Origin of the sequence: Kribbella sp. NPDC050459 (genome assembly GCF_040655315.1) — a bacterium.
Taxonomy (GTDB): Bacteria; Actinomycetota; Actinomycetes; order Propionibacteriales; family Kribbellaceae; genus Kribbella.
Genome location: NZ_JBFAJQ010000003.1, coordinates 15,266 through 34,308 on the forward strand (window position 1 = coordinate 15,266; position 19,043 = coordinate 34,308).

Below are 19,043 nucleotides of genomic sequence, written 5' to 3' on the forward strand. Positions count from 1 at the left end.
CTGGTAGCCGTCAGCGGCAGAGGGTGATTCAGTCGGTCGCGGGCTGCGGAGCGATCCAGCTCGCGAGCAGCCGCAGACCGTCGGCGGTGGGCGAACCGGGCTCGACCTGATACACGCAGAGCGTCTGCTCGGCGTCGCCGGGCGCCTGGAACGACTCGTACGCGAACTCCAGATCGCCGGCCACCGGGTGGTGATAGGTCTTCGCGCCGTGGGTCCGGCGCAGCACCCGATGGTCGTTCCACCAGCCGGTGAATTCGGGGCACTGCAGGGTCAGCTCGCCGACGAGATCGGCGAGCTGACGGTCGTTCGGATGCCGGCCGGCCTCGAGGCGCAGCATCGCGACGGTCTCGGCGGCGATCCGCTCCCAGTCGCCGACCCGCTCGCGAGCCTCGGGATCGAGCAGGTAGTAGCGGGCGAGATTGCGGCGTGTCGCAGGCATCGCGTCGAAGTCCGTCAGCACCGCACGGGCCAGTTGATTGGTCGCGAGGACGTCGGTACGCCGCCCGAGGATGAAGGCCGGAACGTGGTCGAGCGTCTGCAACATCAGGTAGAGACCCGGCCGGACCCGCTGCGGACTGGCCGGCGTACGCCGGATCGGTGCGCGCCGGGTCAGGAGATCGTCGAGGTGCTCGCGCTCGACCGCGTCGAGCCGTAGCGCGCCGCCGAGCGCGTCGAGGACCTCGGTGGACGGGTTGCCGGCGCGTCCCTGCTCGAGCCGCGTGTAGTACTCCGTGCTGACACCCGCCAGCCGCGCCACTTCGTCCCGACGCAGACCGGGGACGCGGCGCTTGCGCCCGTCCTCGGGCAGCCCGGCCTCGGCGGGCGCGATCGCGGCCCGCCGCGAGCGGAGGAAGTCGGCGATCTCGGTACTGCGGTCCATGGCTCCAGTGTGATCGAACGCCGCGGCCGGGGATGCCCGCTGGGTGGCCCTGCGGGTACCAGTCTCGGCGGTGCCTGTCCGCGCAGGGTCAGCTCGAGCGCCCACAACGCCTTCTGCGACTGGTGTTCTGGAGACACGGACGGCAATCGCCGCCCGACTCACTGGAAGGCAGTCAACACATGTCTGTGCAAGCCGAAGTCAAGCCGCTCGCAGGCCGGGTCGCGGTGATCACCGGCGCGTCGAGCGGTATCGGCGAGAGCGCGGCCGAACACCTGGCCGGACTCGGAGCGACCGTCGTCGTCCTGGCCCGGCGCGCCGATCGCCTGCGCGAGCTCGTCACCCGGATCGAGAAGGACGGCGGACACGCCCTGGCGCTGACCGTCGACGTCACCGACGCCGCGGCCGTCCAGGCGGCGGCCGATCGGGTCGCCTCCGAACTGGGCGGCGCCGACCTGCTCTTCAACAACGCCGGCGTCATGCTGCCGGCGCCCGTCGAGGAGCGCGCGACCGAGCAGTGGCAGCGCCAGATCGACCTCAACATCACCGGTCTGATGAACGCGATCGGCGCCTTCACGCCGCAACTGGTCGCCGCAGCCGCCGAACGGGGTATCGCCGACCTGATCAACACGTCGTCGATCGCGGCGCAGAACATCTTCCCGAACTTCGCCGTCTACTCCGGCACCAAGGCGTACGTCACCCACCTGTCCCGGCACCTGCGCGCCGAGCTCGGTCCGAAGAACGTCCGCGTGTCCGCGCTCGAGCCGGGCATCGTGGGCACCGAGCTGCAGAGCCACGTCACCGACGAAGGTGCGCTGCAGTGGCTCGACGGCTCGAAGCAGTCCATGGAGTGGTTGACCCCGGACGACATCGCGCAGGCGGTCGGCTTCATCGCCGTCCAGCCGCCCCGGGTCAACTTTCAGCAACTCACGATCATGCCGACCGCTCAGACCAGCTGAATGCGCTGGAGCCATTCGGTGACCAAGGCCCCGAACAGTGCGGGCTGCTCGATCTGGAGGTTGTGACCGGCGACGTCGAGCACGGCGTACGTCGCGCGCGGGTAGTGGGGGAGCAGGGCCCACTGGTCCGCGTACCCGGTCACGGCGTCCTGCCGGCCGCACACCACGAGGGACGGTCCGTCGTACGGCGGGCCGCTCTCGGGGGCCGTGGTCAGCGCCCAGTTCTTCTGGATCCGCTCGAGCGCGGCCGTGTCGGCGACGGCGAGCCCGGGCGCGACGTCCGAACGGTACGCCGCCAGGGTGGCCGCCGACTGCACGACGGCCAGCTCCGTGAAGTCCTCGCCCTCGGTCAGCGATTCGAGCACGCCGGGCTCGGTCCGCAGCACGGCGTGCTCGGGCAGCACGCGGTCCTTGTGCCAGAGCGTGCCGACCGGGCAGATCAGCCCGAGGCCGAGGATCTGCCCGGGCCGCTCGGCGACCAGACCGCGGGCGAGATAACCGCCGTACGACTCGCCGATCAGCAGGAACGGCTCGTCGCCGATCTGCTCGTCGACGAACGCGCGGACCGCCGCCATGATGCCGTCCGAGCTGTCGATGTCGCCGGCGGGGGACTGCCCCATGCCGGGCAGGTCCGGGTAGAGCCGGCGGTAGCCGGGGAGCTGGGTGAAGATCGGCTCGAGGCAGCCGGTCATCAGTCGGTGGTCCGGAGTCCAGCCGTGCAGAGCGAGGACGGGTACGCCGTCGCCGACGGACACATGGTGCAGGGTCATGGGGGAAGTTGTAGCAACCCGCGCCGACAGTTTTAGAGTCACACCATGGCCCGTCGCTCAGCACTCCCTTCCGTCCCAGATGCCGATGTCCTCCGTGCCCGCCTGGACCGCGCCCGCGAGGCCGCGGCCGGCACCGGTCTGGTGATCGCGCCGGGCTCGGACCTGCGCTACCTGATCGGTCAGCCGGGCGGCTCGTTCGAGCGCCTCACCGCCCTGGTGATCGCGGCCGACGGCGCCCCGGCACTCGTCGTACCGAAGCTCGAGGCCCCGGCGTTCGAGAGGATCGCGGACCTCGGCGTCGACATCGTCACGTGGGTGGACGGCGTCGACCCGTACGGTCTGGCCGCGGAGCGGCTGAGCGGTGCCGACCGCGTCGCGATCAGTGACTTCACGCCGGCGCTCCATGTGCTGGGGATCCGCGACGCGCTGCCGAAGGCCGAGCAGGTGCTCGCCGGGCCGATCGTCCGTGAACTGCGGATACGCAAGGACGCCGCCGAGATCGACGCACTGCGGAAGGCCGGCGCGGCGATCGACCGCGTGCACGCCCGGGTCGGTGAGTGGCTGCGTCCGGGCCGGACCGAGGCCGAGGTCGGCGCCGACATCGCGGCCGCGATCGTCGCGGAAGGCCACACCGAGGCGGACTTCGTGATCGTCGCCGCCGGCCCGAACGGCGCGAGCCCGCACCACGCGCTGTCCGACCGGGTGATCGAGGCGGGCGACGTGGTGGTCGTCGACATCGGCGGCCCGGTTGCCGAGGGCTACAACTCCGACTCCACCCGCACCTACGCCGTCGGCACGCCGCGGGACGCCGACGTCGCCGCGACGTACGCCGTCCTGCAGGAGGCGCAGCAGGCCGCGGTGGACGCGGTTCGGCCGGGCGTGACCGCGGAGTCCATCGATGCGGCCGCGCGGGACGTCATCGCGGCCGCGGGGTTTGGTGACTACTTCATCCACCGGACCGGCCACGGCATCGGCCTGGACGTGCACGAGGAGCCGTACATCGTCGCCGGCAACGACCTGCCGCTGGAAGTGGGTATGGCGTTCAGCGTCGAGCCGGGCATCTACCAGGCGGGTCGCTGGGGCGCGCGGATCGAGGACATCGTCGTGGTGACCGCGGACGGCGCCGAGTCGATGAACAACCAGCCGCACGACCTGGTGGTTCTGACCTAACCGGCCCGGAACGTCTTGCGGTAGGCGAGCGGGGAGACGCCCAGCTCGGACCGCAGGTGGTGCCGCAGGGAGGCCGCCGTACCAAGGCCGGCCTCCTCGGCGACGCGGTCGACCGACAGGTCCGTGGTCTCCAGCAGCTGACACGCGTGCCGCACGCGCTGCTGCAGCAGCCAGGTGCCCGGCGACTGCCCGGTTTCGGCCTTGAAGCGACGGCTGAAGGTGCGCACGCTCATCCGCGCGTGCTCCGCCATCGCCGCGAGGCTGATGTCCTCACTGAGCCGCCCGAGCGCCCAGGCGCGCGTCGGCGACGTACCTTCGCTGCCTTCCTCTGGGACGGCGCGTTCGATGAACTGCGACTGCCCGCCGTCACGCCACGGCGGTACGACGCAGTGCCGGGCGGCCCGGTTGGCGACCTCGCTGCCGAAGTCACGGCGGATCAGGTGCAGGCACAGGTCGACGCCGGCGGCCAGGCCGGCCGAGGTGAGCACGTCGCCGTCGTCGATGAACAGCCTGTCTTCGTCGAGCTTCACCTGCGGGTAGACGCTGCGGAACAGCTCGGCCCGCCGCCAGTGCGTCGTCGCGGGCCGCCCGTCGAGGTAGCCGGCCGCGCCGAGGACGAACGCGCCGGTGCAGATCGAGGCGATCCGCGTCCCCGGCCGGATGGTCGCGAGCGCGGCGGCGAGGTCGGCGGGCAGCGTGCCCTCGTACCGCGGCTGGGCGATGTAGGTTCCGGGCACGATCACGGTGTCGGCGGCTGCGAGTGCCTCGGGTCCGTGATCCGGGACCAGGCTGAACCCGGCGCCCGCGCGGACAGGTCCGCCGAGTCCGCAGATGCGCACGTCGTACAGCTGGGTGCCGTCGGCCGTGGTGGCGGCGCCGAGGACGGTCGGCGGAATGGTCAGGTCGAACCCGACCACGGGCTCGAGCGCGAGGACCGCGACCACGTGCGGCCCGACGGCGGCCAGGTGACGACTCATGGCCATATCTTGACACATGTTGTCTGTCTGGCCACTAGTTCGATGACGGTCGAACCGCCACAGTTGTCCGGTGACGCAAATTCTGGAGACGCGAAGGACGCCCCGGGTGCACCTGGCCTGGGCGGTCGCTGTGGTCGGGTTCGTGACGCTGATCGGTGCGGCCGGGTTCCGGTCGGTGCCGAGTGTGCTGCTGGATCCGCTCCACGAGGAGTTCGGGTGGTCGCACGCGACGATCTCCGCGGCGGTGTCGATCAACCTGCTGCTGTTCGGCGGGATCTCGCCGTTCGCGGCGGCGCTGATGGACCGGCTCGGGCTGCGGAAGGTCGTCAGCGGCGCGCTGGTGCTGATCGCGCTCGGCAGCGGCCTGACGATCTTCATGACCGAGTCGTGGCAACTGCTGCTCTGCTGGGGCCTGCTGGTCGGTGTCGGCACCGGGTCGATGTCGATGACCTTCGTCGCGACGATCACCGGGCGCTGGTTCGTACGGCGTCGCGGCCTGGTGACCGGGATCCTGACCGCGGCCGGCGCGACCGGTCAGCTGATCTTCCTGCCCCTCATCGCCTCCCTGGCAGCCAACTACGGCTGGCGGGTGCCCGCACTCGTCGCAGCCGGAGCGGCGCTGGCCGTCGTACCGCTGGTGCTGTTGTTCCTGCGTGACTACCCGAGCGACGTCGGACTGCGTGCGTACGGCGCTCCGGAGGGTAGTGCTGCTGGCCAGCGCGTGGAAACGACCGGCAGCAGCGCGGTCCGGGCGCTCAACGCACTCCGGATGGCTGCGCGGCGGCCGGCGTTCTGGATGCTGGCCGGCGGCTTCGCGATCTGCGGTGCCTCGACCAACGGTCTGGTCGGGACCCATTTCGTCACGGCAGCACACGACCACGGGATGCCCGCGACGACGGCCGCGTCCCTGTTGGCACTCGTCGGCGTCTTCGACGTGGGCGGGACGATCTTCTCCGGGTACCTGACCGACCGGTGGGACCCGCGGTACCTGCTGATCGCGTACTACTCGCTGCGTGGCCTGTCGCTGCTGGTGCTGCCGTCGCTGCTCGGGCCGACGGCCGCGCCGAGCACCTGGGTGTTCATCATCTTCTACGGACTGGACTGGGTCGCGACCGTGCCGCCGACGGTGGCGCTGTGCCGCGAGTGGTTCGGCGAGGACGGGCCGATCGTGTTCGGCTGGGTGTTCGCGTCGCACCAGGTCGGTGCCGCGCTGGCCGCGACCGGCGCCGGTGCGATCCGGGACGCGCAGGGCAGTTACAACCTCGCGTGGTACCTGGCCGGCGGACTCTGCGCGGCGGCCGCGCTGATGTCCGCGAGCATCGGACGCCGCCTCGTCGCTGCCTGATCCGTTCCGCTAGCCTCGATCTAGGTTGAGGTCGGAGGGACGGCGATGGACATCGAGCCGGGTGAGTTGACGGTCGGGCAGCTGTCGCGGCGCAGTGGCGTCGCGATCTCGGCCCTGCACTTCTACGAGCGTCAAGGGCTGATCGTCAGCCGCCGTACGACGGGGAACCAGCGCCGCTACAAGCGCGACACGTTGCGCCGCGTGGCGCTGGTCCGGATCGCCCAGCGGGTCGGCGTACCGCTGGCCGAGGTCGCTGCGATCCTCAAGCTGCTGCCGGAGAACCGGACGCCGAACCGGGCCGACTGGGAACGCATCTCGGAGTGCTGGCAGGCCGAGCTCGACCGGCGCATCGTGCATCTCGAACAACTCCGCGACGACTTCAAGGACTGCGTCGGCTGCGGCTGCCTGTCCCTGGACCGCTGCGCCCTGGCCAACCCGCACGACAGCCTCGCGTCCGCGGGGCCGGGGCCTCGCCGCCTGATGAGCCCGGCCGGCGAAGCCTGCCATCCGGGCAAGTGCGCCTGACCCGGCGCGGTTTTCCACAGGCCGCGGCCGGCGGCGAGCGAACTGGGGGTGCGGGCGTCTAGGGTCGTCGGCATGGGTGAGACCGACTCGATGCTGACGCTGACCGACGACCGCGCCAAGGTCGCGGGCGACCTGATCCGCGCGATCGCGGGGGAGGACGCGCGGCTGCGGCCGGATCAGGAGACCGCCGTCGCGGCGCTCTGCGAAGCGGCGGCGCGGGTGCTCGTGGTCCAGGCCACCGGCTGGGGGAAGTCCGCTGTGTACTGGGCGGCCACGGCGATCCGCCGGGCCGAGGGGTTCGGGCCGACGCTGGTGGTCTCGCCGCTGTTGTCGCTGATGCGTGACCAGGTGGCCGCGGCGAGTCGCGCCGGGCTGCGCGCCGCAACGCTGAACTCGAACAACATCGACGAGTGGTCCACCATCGAGCACGACCTGCGCTCCGGTGCGGTCGACGTGCTGCTGGTGTCGCCCGAGCGGCTGGCCAACCCGGGCTTCGGCCGGCGCGTGCTGGACAGCCTGGCCGGGGAGATCGGCCTGCTGGTGATCGACGAGGCGCACGCCGTGTCGGACTGGGGCCACGACTTCCGGCCGGACTATCGCCGGGTGTCCGAGGTGCTTCAGCAGCTGAACCCGAAGACCCCGGTGCTGGCCACGACCGCGACCGCCAACTCGCGCGTGACGGAGGACGTCGCGAAGCAGCTCGGTGAGTCGACGCTGGTGCTGCGTGGCCCGCTGGCCCGCTCCAGTCTCCAGCTCGCGGTGGTGGACGCGTTGTCGCCGCTGGACCGGTTCGCGTGGGTCGTCGACGTGCTGCCGAAGCTTCCGGGCTCGGGCCTCGTCTATGCGTTGACGGTCGCGGACGCGCAGCGGCTCGCCGCGGCGATCCAGGAGGTGCACGGGCGGGACGTCCCGGTGGCGGCCTACACAGGCCAGTTGGAGGCGGGGGAGCGGGAGAGTCTCGAGGATGCGCTGCGGGACAACCGGTTGAAGGCGTTGATCGCGACGTCGGCGCTGGGGATGGGCTACGACAAGCCCGACCTCGGATTCGTGGTGCATGTCGGTTCGCCGCCGTCCCCGGTGTCGTACTACCAGCAGGTCGGTCGTGCCGGCCGCGGGATCGACCACGCGGTGGTGGCCTTGCTGCCCTCCGATGCGGATTCCGGTGTGTGGGACTACTTCGCGACGGCGACGATCCCGGTCCCGGAGAACGTGCAGCGACTGCTGCAGGCGCTGGAGGGCTACGGCCCGGACCAGCCGGCATCGGTGCCGGCGCTGGAGGCCGAGACCGGGCTGCGGCGGACCCGCGTCGAGCTGATGCTGAAGCAGCTCGCGGTCGACGGGGTCGTCGAGCGGGTCGAGCGCGGCTGGATCCGGACCGGCGCCGAGTGGACGTTCGACGCGGCGCACTACGACGGGATCGTGTCCGTCCGGCGGCGCGAGGCCGACATCATGCGGGCCTACACCCGCGGTGATCGTTGTCTGATGCAACTTCTCCAGGAGTCGCTGGACGATCCGTCGGCGGAGCCGTGCGGGCGGTGCTCGGTGTGTCTGGGGCGGCTGCCGGAGCCTTTGGTCGCGCGGCCGGAGCCGGACACCGTCGCGACGATCACCCGGTCGCTGCGCGGCGAGGTGCACGTCCTGGAGCCGCGGAAGATGTGGCCGGGCGGTGCGTTCGGCGCGCGCGGGAAGATCCCGCCCGGCCTGTCCGCCGAGCCAGGCCGCATCGTCGTGTACGCCGACGCGCCCGAGTGGCGCGAGGTGTTGCAGGGCGCGTTCAACGGCTCGCCGGTTCCGGAGGCCGTCGAGGCGCTCCAAGCCGGTGCTGTTGCGGCGCTCTCGCGGTGGCGTGGTTCGTGGTCGGCGCGGCCCGACGTCGTCGTACCGCTCGCGGCGGGTGGTCATCCGGACCTCACGTCCGCGATTGCCGATCACGTCGCCGGGGTCGGGCGGTTGGAGCGGGCCGAGCTGACGATCGACCGCACCGGCTACACCGACGACCTGTCATCGGCCGAGGAGGCGAAGGTCTGGCGCGACGGCATCACTGTGGACGGCGCCACCGCCCAGGCCGTCACGGCACGCACAGTCCTACTGCTCGTGGACGCCACGTCATCCCAGTGGCCGGTAACAGTCGCCACAGCCAAACTCCGCGAAGCGGGCGCTGCGGCCGTTCTCCCACTGGTGATCCACAAACGCCCCTGACAGCCCCAGCGAGAGGCTTCCGCGGTAGCGCGTGGCGCGCTGTCACGTGGCGCGGGAGCGCCACGTAGCCAGGGTGTCGGTCCAGGTGTCGTTTGCCCCGAGCAGTGCCGTGAGGACTTCGGGCTGCTCGGTGGCGAGGTTGTGAATCTCGGTCGGGTCATCCCTGAGGTTGTAGAGGTAGGTGCCGGGCGTTTGCGGGCCGCCCAGATGTTCGGCGGGGTCGGTGACGAGTTTCCAGGGGCCGCGGCGGACGGCCTGCTGGCCGGCGTACTCCCAGGTGAGGGTTCGCTCGGGCGCATCGCCGGTGAAGAGCTGGATGCCGTCGAGGTCGGCAGGCGCTGGGATGCCGCCGGCGGCCAGCACGGTGGGTGTCACGTCCATCATCATCGCGGGCTCGGCCGACGTGACTCCGGCGGGCAGCGTCGACGGCCAGGACCAGATGCCGGGCACCCGGATTCCGCCTTCGAACAGTGATCCCTTGTGGCCGCGCAGCCCGCCGGTCGAGCCCCCGGCGTACGCGATCTCCTCGCCGCCGAGCCAGTTGCGTTCCTCCGCCGACGGGCCGTTGTCCGACGAGAAGAAGATGATCGTGTCCTCGAGCCGCCCGGTCCGCTCCAGCACGTCGACGATCCGGCCGACGCCGTCGTCCACCCGGCTGATCATCGCGGCCATCACCTGCTGGTCCCACGGCAGGTGCGCGTACTGCGCCATCGCGTCGGCCGGCGCGTGCATCGGGTAATGCGGCGCGTTGTACGCGACGTAACACAGGAACGGATCGTCGACCGAGGAGATGAACTCCACCGCGCGATCGGTGATCAGGTCGGTCAGGTAGTCACCGTTGTGCCAGACCTCGTCGTCGTCCGACCACAGATCGTGCAACGGATTCCGCACACCCCAATACATGATGTGCGAGTAGTAGTCGACGCATCCGGCCCGGAACCCGAAGTGGTGGTCGAACCCGAAGCGCAGCGGCGCCGACCCTGGCTCGACGCCCAGGTGCCACTTGCCGAACACCGCCGTACGCCACCCCGCCGCCGACAACTCCGACGCGAGTGTGGACTGCGCGGGCAGACCGTGCGTGTCCCGCCGGGCGCCGAGGATCGACTCGACTCCCGCGTGCGCCGGGTGCCGCCCGGTCAGCAGCGCCGCGCGTGACGGCGAGCAGACGGGGGAGTTCGAGTACCACTCCGTCATCCGCACACCGCGCGCGGCGAGCGCGTCGAGGTGCGGCGTCCGGATGTCCGGGCTGCCGTAGCAGCCGAGGTCGCCCCAGCCCAGATCGTCGGTGTAGATGATCACGATGTTCGGACGGGGCACGCGCAACTCCTACCGGTCGACCTACGGCTGGACAGGGACGGACGCCTCCAGCAAGGATTTCAGATCCGCGAGTAGTGCCGGCCAGCCGTCCTGGATCATGGTCCGGATCGTGCTGCCGGGCTCGAAGCCGCTGTGGATCACGGTGAGCTTCACCTGACCGTCGACCGGCTCCAGCTCGAAGGTTGCCGTCGACAACGGCTCCCGGCTGGTCCGCTCGTATGTCGCGTCGTCGAACCCGACCGCCTTCGCGAACTCGGGCGTGATGTGGTGCCAGGTGTAGGACAGCCGCGTGTACGGCGTGTGCTCGACCACCACCTGCCCCGGTCCGTCGATCGTGACGTCGCCCTGGTGCCACACCATCGCGGAGCCGGGCGCCCAGTCGGTCTCGTGGTGGAGCTGCCAGTACTGCTCGGTGAACGCCGGGTCGGTCAGCGCCTGCCACAGCCGCTCGGGTGTGGTCCGGATGTACGTCGTGTAGACAAAGTCGTTCATGTCATCCTCCAAGGCCGTCTTCAGGTCGGCGAACAGTTGCACCCGCCGACGGTCGTACTGATGGATCCAGCGATCGGCGATCGCGTTGATCGGCTCCGCGTTGAGGTGGTGCAGCTTCTCGCGGCCGCGCCACACGGTGGTGACGAGGTTCGCGCTCTCCAGCACGGCGAGGTGCTTGCTGACGGACTGCCGCGCCATGTCCAGCTCGGCGCACAGCTCCCGCAGGGTCTGCCCGTTGCGCGCGTTCAGCAGGTCGAGCAGCCGGCGCCGGCTCGGGTCGGCCAGCGCCCGGAACACCTCGTCGTCCATCGCACTCCGATCGCTTCATGCAGCCGTCTGGCTGCCTTTCCAAGGTAGGCAGCCGGACGGCTGCATGTCAACCAAACCCGATTGACGCACCGGCGAGGATGGTCGCGTGGAGATCGAGAGCCTGGGATTCCGGACGGATCTGTTGCTGCTGAGCATGGGCGGCAGCGAGGTGCACGACACCGGCGCGTACGTCGTGGCGCGGACGCCGGCCAATCCGGGCTTCTGGTGGGGAAACTTCCTGCTCTACCGCACGCCGTTCGCGCCGGGCGACGCCAAGCGCCGGATCGACGACTTCCGCCGCGAGTTCCCGCAGGCGCAGCATGTCGCCCTGGGCATCGACAGCACGGACGGCGAGGTCGGCGTGGAGGACGAACTGACCGCGGCCGGTCTGACTGTCGAGCGCAGCGTGGTCATGACTGCCCAGCGGGTCGTCCAGCCGCAGCGGCCGAACGAGCAGTCGACGTACCGCTTCCTGAGCAGCGACGACGACTGGGAGCAGATGTACCACCACAACCTGGCGTGTGCGGAGATGGAGGTGGACTCGGCGTACGAGGAGTTCACCCGGCGCAAGCTCGTGACGAATCGCGCGCGGGTCGACGCCGGCCACGGGAAGTGGTTCGGGGCGTTCGACGGTGACCGGCTGCAGAGTTCACTCGGCCTGATCTTCGACGGCAACGGGCTGGCCCGGTTCCAGAGCGTGCTGACGTCGCCGGAGGATCGCGGCAGGGGTCTCGCCGGCACGCTCGTCCACCACGCGTCGACGTACGGCCTGACCAGGGCGAAGACCTTCGTCATCGTCGCGGACCCGGACTACCTCGCGATCCGGATCTACCGCGCCGTTGGTTTCGCCGACGCGGAGACCCAGCTCCAGTTCACGCTGCCGCCCGCATGACAGAGTGGGTCCATGACTGACGGACGGCGTGGGGTTGTGCTGGTGACCGGTGGCAGTCGCGGGATCGGCGCAGCGGCGTCGCTCGCGCTGGCGGCGGACGGATGGGACGTCGGGGTCAACTACCGGACCCAGGCCGACGAAGCTGCCCGGGTCGTGAAGGCCTGCGAGGAACGCGGCGGGCGTGCGATCGCGGTGCAGGCCGATGTGGTGGAGGCGGCGCAGATCGAGCGGCTCTTCGACACCGTCACCGCGGAGCTCGGTCCGATCGGTGCCGTGATCAACAACGCGGGCGTCGTCTCGCCGTCCGGCCGGGTCGCGGAGTACGACGCGGAGCGCCTCGACCGGGTGTTCCGGATCAACGCGATCAGCGCGTTCCTGGTCGCCGGCGCCGCGGTCCGCCGGATGTCCACGGCGTACGGCGGGACCGGCGGTGTCATCGTGAACATCTCCTCGCGCGCCGCGGTCCTCGGATCGGCCGGTGAGTACGTCGACTACGCGGCGAGCAAGGCGGCTGTCGACGCGCTCACCACCGGGCTGGCGACCGAGGTCGCGAAGGAGGGCGTCCGCGTACTCGGCGTCCGGCCCGGACTGATCCAGACCGACATCCACGAGCCCGGCCGCCTGGACCGCCTCGGTGCCACGCCGCCTCTGGCGCGTCCCGGCACCGCGGAGGAGGTCGCCGAGGTCATCGCCTTCCTGGCCTCACCCCGCTCGTCCTACATGACAGGCACCACGGTCGACGTCTCCGGCGGCCGCTGATCCCGCGAAGCCGAGGGAGGAGGTAGGGCGTGGGCTTGCGGCCGGTGGATCTGGCGCGGCGGGCGGGGGTGTCGACCCAGCTCGTGCGCAACTACGAGGCGGCAGGGATCCTGCCGCCCGCGCCGCGCTCGGACACTGGGTACCGGCAGTACGGGCCGGAACACGTCCAGGCGCTGCTGACCTACCGCGCGCTCTACCCCGGGTTCGGTGCCGAGACCGCGACGGAGATCATGCGTGCCGTCCACAACGGCGACGAAGCACTCGCGTACAGGCTGGTCGACGCGGCTCACGCCGCGCTGCACGAACAGCGACTCGCGACCGACGCCGCCGACGAGGCGCTCGCCGCGCTGGCCGCGGAGTACGTCGACGAGCAGCCGGTGACCGGCCCGTCCCTTCTCGTCGGAGAGCTCGCGCACCGCCTAGGCATCCGTACGTCGGCCCTCCGGGTCTGGGAAGCCGCGGGCCTGCTCGCGCCGGCGCGCGAGCCCGGCACGAAGTACCGCCGCTACGGCCCGGAGCAGGTGCGGGACGCGCGGATCATCCACATGCTCCGCCAGGGCCGGTACTACTTCGAGCAGATCAAGCCCGTCCTCGAGGGCCTGCGCCGTACCGGCAGCACCGACGCTCTGCGCGCCGCAATCGCCGAGCGCCGCGCCGCCCACGACCGCCAGACCAAGGCGATGCTGCACGGCGCCGCGCTGCTCCACCAACTCATCGACGACCTTGTGCTCGCACCAACCGTTCTAGAGCCGCTCTGATGGTTGGTGGGTGCTCAAGGTCGGTGCGGTACCGCGAGGTGGGTCGGGGTTGATCGGCCGCGGACGGTGACCTCGTCGCCGGGGCGCCAGTTGGCGGCCTCGGCGGGGGCCGACTCGGCGACCGCGCTCATCGACGCGACCAGCCTGCCGGGCGCCGTCTTGGCCAGCTCGCTCAACCGTGCCGCCTCGTTCACCGGGTCCCCGATCACGGTGTATTCGTGTCGCCGTACGTCGCCCACCGTGCCGGCCACCACGACCCCGGCCGTGACGCCGAGGCCCGCCGTTGCTTCCGGCAACTCGTCGGCGAGCCGCCGGGCCAGTTCACGTCCCGCGGCGAGCGCGCTGCCTGCCGGGTCCGCGAGTTCGGCCGGCGTACCGAAGATCGCCAGCGCCGCGTCGCCGGCGAACTTGTTCACAAACCCGCCCTGGCGGTCCACCTCGGAGACCACGATCGCGAAGAACCGGTTGAGCAGCTGCACCACCTCGGCCGGCGGCCGCTCCGCCGCCAGCTCCGTCGAGCCGACCAGGTCGACGAACAGCACCGCGGCGTACCGCTCCTCGCCGCCGAGGCTGTCGCTGCTCAGCGCCTCCTGCACGACGCCCGGCCCGACGTACCGCCCGAAGACGTCGCGGATCCGCTCCCGCTCGCGCAGCCCCTCGGTCATCCGGTTGAAGCCGGCCTGCAGCGATCCCAGCTCGGTGCCGTCGAACACCGGGATGCTCACATCCAGCCGGCCCTCGCCGATCAGGTTGAGCGCGTCCCGCACCGAGCGCACCGGCGCCACCACCGACTTCGCCGACAGCCAGGTCAGCAGGCATCCGTTGCCGAGCGCCACGATGCCGAGGGCAAGGATGACGACCGAGAGCCGGGTCGGCGTGACGTCGCCCTCGATCAGCGCCAGGACGGCGGCCAGCATCAGCCCAGCCACCGGGACACCGGAGCCGACCGCCCAGAAGAACACCATGCGCGCCTTCAGCCCGGCCGCCAGCAGCCGGCGTGGCGGCGGGGAGTCGACGAGCGCCCGCGCCGCAACCGGCCGCAGCGCGAACTCGGTCAGCAGATACGAGACCGAGCAGGTGATGATCGTGCCGTCGACGACCGTCAGTGCGACGCGCAACGCGTTCTCCGGCTGCAGGATCAGCGTCATCACCGTGAAGAAAACGGCGGCGAGCAGCCAGAGCAGCACCTCGATCAGCGTCAGCCGCAGCGGGAGTTGCAGCGTGGCGATCTGCTCGCGACGACTGGCCGGCCGTCCCAGGTCGATCCAGTGCGTCACGCGGCGGGTCAGCCGGGTGCTCCAGACGCAGCCGACGGCCACCGCGACCACGAAGTACGCCGGGATCACGATCGCGTCGACGAGCTGGAGCTGATCGACCAGCGACGGCCCGGGCAGCACGAAGACCGCGAGCACGAACACGACGAGCGCGCCGATCAGGTTGGTCCCGATCGAGAACGTGGTCATCAGGATCTGCAGCCGGACGCGCAGCCTCCGCGGGCTCTGGTCGGCCGGTCCGAGCAGCCAGGATCCGAACGGCCGCCGTTTCAGCACCAGCTCGGGACTCTGCTGCGACATCATGGGACCCAGTCTGCCGTGTCAGGACCGAACGAGGGTTTTGGCACGGTGGTGCGGCTGGCCCAGATTGGCCGTCCGAACCGGCCGGGACGTGGGTAATGTTCCCCGGACGCCTCACCTGCGGAGCTTCCCTTGACGTACGATCGCCACTCCTTTGCCGAGCCGAACGTGGTTCGGACCACCCACCTCGAGCTCGACCTCGCGCTCGACTTCGCCGAGAAAGTGCTGGCCGGCAGCGCCACGCACACGCTCGCCTGGACCGGTGCGACCGACCGGCTCGTCCTGGACACCCGCGACCTCACGGTGCTGGGTGTCGAGGGGGAGACGGCCGACGGCTGGGAGCCGCTGGAATACAGCCTCGCGGTGCCGGACCCGGAGCTGGGTTCCGCGCTGACCATCCGGACCGCGGGTCATCCGCGGGTCAAGGTCAGCTACCGGACGGCGCCGACCGCGACCGGTCTGCAGTGGCTGGAGCCGGCGATGACCGCGGGCGGCGTGATGCCGTTCATGTTCAGCCAGTCGCAGGCGATCCACGCGCGCAGCTGGGTCCCGGTGCAGGACACGCCCGGCGTCCGGTTCAGCTACGCGGCCCACGTGACCGCGCCGCCGGAGCTGATGGTGCTGATGAGCGCCGACAACGGCACGACGTCGCGCCGCACCGGGTCGTACGACGTGGTGATGCCCGAGCCGATCCCGTCGTACCTGCTGGCGATCGCCGCCGGCGACCTGGTGTTCGAGCAGCTCGGCGAGCGGTCGGGCGTGTGGGCCGAGCCCGCGACGGTGCGCCGGGCGGCGACCGAGTTCTCCGACACCGAGGAGATGATGCGGGTCACCGAGGAGCTCTTCGGCCCGTACCGCTGGGGCCGCTACGACCTGCTCGTGCTGCCGCCCTCGTTCCCGTACGGCGGGATGGAGAACCCGCGGATGACGTTCGCGACCCCGACCGTGGTGATCGGCGACAAGTCGCTGGTCAGCGTGATCGCGCACGAGCTCGCGCACAGCTGGTCCGGCAACCTGGTCACGCAGGACAGCTGGGACGACATCTGGCTCAACGAGGGCTTCACGTCGTACGTCGAGAACCGGATCGTCGAGGCCGTGTACGGGACCGAGTTCGCGCTGATGGAGACCGCGATCAAGCAGCACGCGACCGTGGTGAAGCTCGACCCGCTGACGCCGGCCGAGCTCGCGGTCGAGCTGCCCGGGCTGCACCACCGGTCCGAGTACCACGGGAAGACGTCGACCGGCCCGCTCAAGGGGTCGTGGTTCCTGGCATGGCTGGAGCAGCGGTTCACGCGCGAGGTGTTCGACCCGTTCCTGCGCGGGTACTTCGACCGGTTCGCGTTCCGCAGCATCAACACCGACGACTTCGTCGAGCACCTGCGGGACCACCTGGTCGCGGCGCACCCCGGGGTCGTGACGGAGGCCGAGCTGGCGGCTTGGCTGTACGAACCGGGCATCCCCGGGTTCGCGGAGCGGGCGGTGTCGGCGCGGTTCCAGGTCGTCGACGAGGCGCGCGGCCTGTGGCTGTCCACCGGCGAGCTGCCGCACGGCGCGGAGCGGTGGACGACGCAGGAGTGGCTGCGGTTCCTCGACGCGGCTCCCGACGTGCTGAGCCCAGTGCTGCTGCAGCAGCTCGACCGCGCGTTCGGCCTGACCGGTACGGCGAACGGCGAGATCGCGCGGCGCTGGTACCAGATCGTTGCCGCGAGCAGCTACGAGGCGGCGTACGCCGAGATGGCCGAGTTCCTCACCCGGGTCGGCCGGATGAAGCTCGTCCTCCCGGTCTACCAGGCCCTGGCCGGCACCGACCGCGCCTTCGCCGCGGAGGTCTTCGCCAAGGCCCGCCCCGGCTACCACCCGATCACCACCGCGGCCGTCCAGAAGATCCTCGGCCAGTAGACCGGGCAGTAGACTGGGCGGCATGACTCACATTCCTGACGGGAGGATGGATCCCGCTGCTCGATGAGCGGGATCCGGGTGCGGAGCCGCAAGGACCTCAAGCACCAACGCCGCCGCAGGTCCCACTCGTGCTGGGACCATCTGCTGATCGCGCCGCTCTGGCCGATGCACGACGTGAACCTCGGGACCCTGCTCCGGACCTGCGACGCGGTCGGGGCGTGTCTCGCGGTGCCGAAGTTGCCCTGGGTGCCGGACGCACTTGCCAAGGGCAACACGCTGCGGCGCCGGACTTGTGTGCACTGGACCGGCCACGACCCGGTCCGCTGGCTGATCGACCAGCGGAGCAGGCCGGACACGACGGTGATCGGGGTCGAGCTCGCCGACGAGGCGGTCCGGCTGGCCGACCTGCCGCCGGCGCGGAACCGGACGATCGCCGTCCTCGGGCACGAACGCACAGGCATCCCGCCCGAGGCCGTCGACCAGCTGGACGTCGTCGTCGAGATCCCGATGATCGGGACCGGCGCCAGCCTGAACGTCGCGGTCGCCGGCTCACTGGTGCTGTACCGGCTGGCGGGGCTGCTATAGGTCCAGCTTGCGCCGGTGCGTCCGGTACTGCGGGCGGTAGCCGAGGCGATCGTTGGTGCGGCGCATCGCCCTGTTCGTATCGACCGTGTCGGTGCGCAACCCGTCGAGATCGGGGAATCGGCGCCGGGTCTCGTGGATCTGCGCGGCCTTCATCCACAGCGCGAGCCCACGGCCGCGGTGCTCGGGGAGGACGGCGGTGCCGTAGTGCTGCCCGTCCCCCTTCCCGTCACCCGGTACGACGACCTCGGTGAAACCCGCGATGCGGCCGGTGCCGTCCACGGCCGCGACGACGGACAGGTGCTCACCGCGTTGCGCGATCAGCTGCGCGGCGTACCTGGTCCGCTCGACGTCCCAGACGTCCACCGGGGTCGCGATCGTGCCGGACGGCGCATCGTTCATCCCGGCGCGCGCGTCGGTGAAGGTCTGCACCAGTTCGTCCGGTGGCACGCCGTCCCACGACACCAGCCGGTACCCGGCGACCGCCGGTACGTCGGGCGTGGTCGTCGACAGATCCAGCCGCGCGTAGATGAGCGTCAGGCCGATGCTGAACCCGCGCCGCTGGAGGAAGCGATCGCCGACCGAGTCGACGTCGACGTCCGCGACGATCGTCCGTACGTCGTGTTCGCGCGCGCCGTTGACGACCGCGCCGAGCAGCTGCGTCCCGATCCCGCGGCCGCGCTCGGCGGGGTGCACGGTGAGCTCTGCTTCGCCCAGGTGCGCGTGCGCCTTGCGGCTGTGCAGCCGGAGGAACGCGGAACCGACCGGCGTGCCGTCGGTCTCCGCGGCCAGCCACGCGATCCGGCGGCTGAACGGCTTGAAGTCGGGATCTGTCAGCGGAATCACTCTGATGCTCAAGCCGTCAACATAACGCGGTTGCGGGATCAGATGCCGCGCGGAGGCCGATCGGCTAGCGTGGCCCGCAGGCCGAACGGGGAGAGGAGCCCAGGGGTGGAGCAGCTGGACGACGACGTGCGCGTCGTACGCACGATCGGTGCCGACCATGTGGCGCTCCGCGAGCAGGTCCTGGCGGAGCTGCGCCGGCGGATCGTGGACGGTGAGTACCAGGAGGGCGAGCGGCTGACCGAGACCCGGCTCGCGGACGACTTCGGTGTGTCCCGCAACCCGGTCCGGGAGGCGCTGCGCGTGGTCGAGGCCGAGGGCTTCGTGCAGATCCTGCCGCGGCGGGGCGCGGTCGTCGCGACACTCGACGAGACCGCGGTGCGCGATCTCTTCGCCGTACGGCAGCAGCTCGAGACGCTCGCCGCCGGGCACGCGGCGGAGCGGGCGACGCCCGAGGGCATCGCGATGTTGCGCCGCCTGGTCGAGGACGCGAACGCCGCCACGAAGGCCGGGGACTTCGACCGGGTCGCGGAGCTGAACAGCGCCTTCCACCGCGCCGTGATCGAGGTCAGCGGCAACCGGTGGCTGCTCTCGATGTCGGCCGCGATGTACCACCACGTGCACTGGGTGTTCCGCGTCGGCGCCGCCCAGCGTGCACCGCACTCGTCCGAGGAGCACGTCCGCCTGGTCGACGCGATCGAAGCCGGGGACGTGGAGGCCGCCACCGAAGCAGCCCGCCTCCACGTCGAAGCCGCCGCGAAGGCAGCCCTCCGCCCTACGGCGTAATCGGTAGGGA

18 protein-coding genes are annotated in these 19,043 nt (G+C 70.9%); 11 read left to right on the forward strand and 7 right to left on the reverse strand.

Features of this window, described 5'->3' with window-relative positions; translation table 11 throughout:
- Nucleotides 1-28: 28 nt before the first annotated feature.
- Nucleotides 29-880, reverse strand: coding sequence for a helix-turn-helix transcriptional regulator (locus tag AB0I12_RS11210; RefSeq protein ID WP_359927808.1), 852 nt, complete (start codon nt 878-880; stop codon nt 29-31).
- 179 nt (nt 881-1,059) lie between these two features.
- On the opposite strand from AB0I12_RS11210, the gene AB0I12_RS11215 reads away from it, so the two are divergent.
- A complete protein-coding gene (locus tag AB0I12_RS11215; protein ID WP_359927811.1) occupies nt 1,060-1,836 on the forward strand; it encodes an SDR family oxidoreductase in 777 nt (258 codons plus the stop codon).
- Here AB0I12_RS11215 and AB0I12_RS11220 read toward each other — a convergent pair.
- Nucleotides 1,824-2,606 carry an alpha/beta hydrolase gene (locus tag AB0I12_RS11220; protein WP_359927814.1) on the reverse strand — a complete coding sequence of 261 codons (783 nt, stop codon included), beginning with the start codon at nt 2,604-2,606 and terminating at the stop codon, nt 1,824-1,826. The genes AB0I12_RS11215 and AB0I12_RS11220 overlap by 13 nt on opposite strands.
- 45 nt (nt 2,607-2,651) lie before the next feature.
- Here AB0I12_RS11220 and AB0I12_RS11225 point away from each other — a divergent pair, with 45 nt between their 5' ends.
- Nucleotides 2,652-3,776 carry a Xaa-Pro peptidase family protein gene (locus tag AB0I12_RS11225; RefSeq protein ID WP_359927816.1) on the forward strand — a complete coding sequence of 375 codons (1,125 nt, stop codon included), beginning with the start codon at nt 2,652-2,654 and terminating at the stop codon, nt 3,774-3,776.
- On the opposite strand, the gene AB0I12_RS11230 is transcribed toward AB0I12_RS11225, so the two are convergent.
- On the reverse strand, nt 3,773-4,753 hold the full coding sequence (locus AB0I12_RS11230) for a helix-turn-helix domain-containing protein (RefSeq protein ID WP_359927818.1): 981 nt from the start codon (nt 4,751-4,753) through the stop codon (nt 3,773-3,775). The genes AB0I12_RS11225 and AB0I12_RS11230 overlap by 4 nt on opposite strands.
- 70 nt (nt 4,754-4,823) lie before the next feature.
- On the opposite strand from AB0I12_RS11230, the gene AB0I12_RS11235 reads away from it, so the two are divergent.
- The 3 genes from AB0I12_RS11235 (at nt 4,824) to AB0I12_RS11245 (ending at nt 8,822) form a co-directional block, all read left to right on the forward strand.
- Nucleotides 4,824-6,098 (forward strand): MFS transporter, encoded by a 1,275-nt coding sequence (locus tag AB0I12_RS11235; protein ID WP_359927821.1) that lies wholly within the window; start codon nt 4,824-4,826, stop codon nt 6,096-6,098.
- A gap of 45 nt (nt 6,099-6,143) precedes the next feature.
- Nucleotides 6,144-6,623: a redox-sensitive transcriptional activator SoxR gene (soxR, locus tag AB0I12_RS11240; protein ID WP_359927823.1), complete on the forward strand. Its 480-nt coding sequence runs from the start codon at nt 6,144-6,146 to the stop codon at nt 6,621-6,623.
- A gap of 72 nt (nt 6,624-6,695) precedes the next feature.
- Nucleotides 6,696-8,822 (forward strand): DEAD/DEAH box helicase, encoded by a 2,127-nt coding sequence (locus AB0I12_RS11245; RefSeq protein ID WP_359927825.1) that lies wholly within the window; start codon nt 6,696-6,698, stop codon nt 8,820-8,822.
- A 42-nt stretch (nt 8,823-8,864) separates the two neighbouring features.
- On the opposite strand, the gene AB0I12_RS11250 is transcribed toward AB0I12_RS11245, so the two are convergent.
- A complete protein-coding gene (locus AB0I12_RS11250; protein WP_359927827.1) occupies nt 8,865-10,139 on the reverse strand; it encodes a sulfatase-like hydrolase/transferase in 1,275 nt (424 codons plus the stop codon).
- A 21-nt stretch (nt 10,140-10,160) separates the two neighbouring features.
- Nucleotides 10,161-10,940: a metalloregulator ArsR/SmtB family transcription factor gene (locus tag AB0I12_RS11255; protein ID WP_359927830.1), complete on the reverse strand. Its 780-nt coding sequence runs from the start codon at nt 10,938-10,940 to the stop codon at nt 10,161-10,163.
- A 106-nt stretch (nt 10,941-11,046) separates the two neighbouring features.
- Between AB0I12_RS11255 and AB0I12_RS11260 the strand changes: the two genes are divergently transcribed.
- The 3 genes from AB0I12_RS11260 to AB0I12_RS11270 are packed head-to-tail and all read left to right on the forward strand — an operon-like array spanning nt 11,047 to nt 13,349.
- Complete coding sequence (locus AB0I12_RS11260; protein WP_359927832.1) at nt 11,047-11,832, forward strand: GNAT family N-acetyltransferase; 786 nt, start codon at nt 11,047-11,049, stop codon at nt 11,830-11,832.
- 12 nt (nt 11,833-11,844) lie between these two features.
- Nucleotides 11,845-12,591 carry an SDR family oxidoreductase gene (locus AB0I12_RS11265; protein WP_359927833.1) on the forward strand — a complete coding sequence of 249 codons (747 nt, stop codon included), beginning with the start codon at nt 11,845-11,847 and terminating at the stop codon, nt 12,589-12,591.
- A gap of 29 nt (nt 12,592-12,620) precedes the next feature.
- Complete coding sequence (locus tag AB0I12_RS11270) at nt 12,621-13,349, forward strand: MerR family transcriptional regulator (RefSeq protein WP_359927836.1); 729 nt, start codon at nt 12,621-12,623, stop codon at nt 13,347-13,349.
- A gap of 14 nt (nt 13,350-13,363) precedes the next feature.
- On the opposite strand, the gene AB0I12_RS11275 is transcribed toward AB0I12_RS11270, so the two are convergent.
- A complete protein-coding gene (locus AB0I12_RS11275; RefSeq protein WP_359927837.1) occupies nt 13,364-14,926 on the reverse strand; it encodes an adenylate/guanylate cyclase domain-containing protein in 1,563 nt (520 codons plus the stop codon).
- Between the two features lie 129 nt (nt 14,927-15,055).
- Here AB0I12_RS11275 and AB0I12_RS11280 point away from each other — a divergent pair, with 129 nt between their 5' ends.
- Together AB0I12_RS11280 and AB0I12_RS11285 are read left to right on the forward strand one after the other, a co-directional pair.
- Nucleotides 15,056-16,822 (forward strand): M1 family metallopeptidase, encoded by a 1,767-nt coding sequence (locus tag AB0I12_RS11280; protein WP_359927840.1) that lies wholly within the window; start codon nt 15,056-15,058, stop codon nt 16,820-16,822.
- Nucleotides 16,823-16,885: 63 nt separating this feature from the next.
- A complete protein-coding gene (locus tag AB0I12_RS11285; protein ID WP_359927843.1) occupies nt 16,886-17,407 on the forward strand; it encodes a TrmH family RNA methyltransferase in 522 nt (173 codons plus the stop codon).
- Here AB0I12_RS11285 and AB0I12_RS11290 read toward each other — a convergent pair.
- On the reverse strand, nt 17,402-18,262 hold the full coding sequence (locus tag AB0I12_RS11290; protein WP_359927845.1) for a GNAT family N-acetyltransferase: 861 nt from the start codon (nt 18,260-18,262) through the stop codon (nt 17,402-17,404). The two genes, AB0I12_RS11285 and AB0I12_RS11290, sit on opposite strands and share 6 nt — an antisense overlap.
- Nucleotides 18,263-18,355: 93 nt before the next feature.
- Between AB0I12_RS11290 and AB0I12_RS11295 the strand changes: the two genes are divergently transcribed.
- Nucleotides 18,356-19,033 (forward strand): GntR family transcriptional regulator, encoded by a 678-nt coding sequence (locus AB0I12_RS11295; protein ID WP_359927847.1) that lies wholly within the window; start codon nt 18,356-18,358, stop codon nt 19,031-19,033.
- The last annotated feature ends 10 nt before the right edge of the window (nt 19,034-19,043 follow it).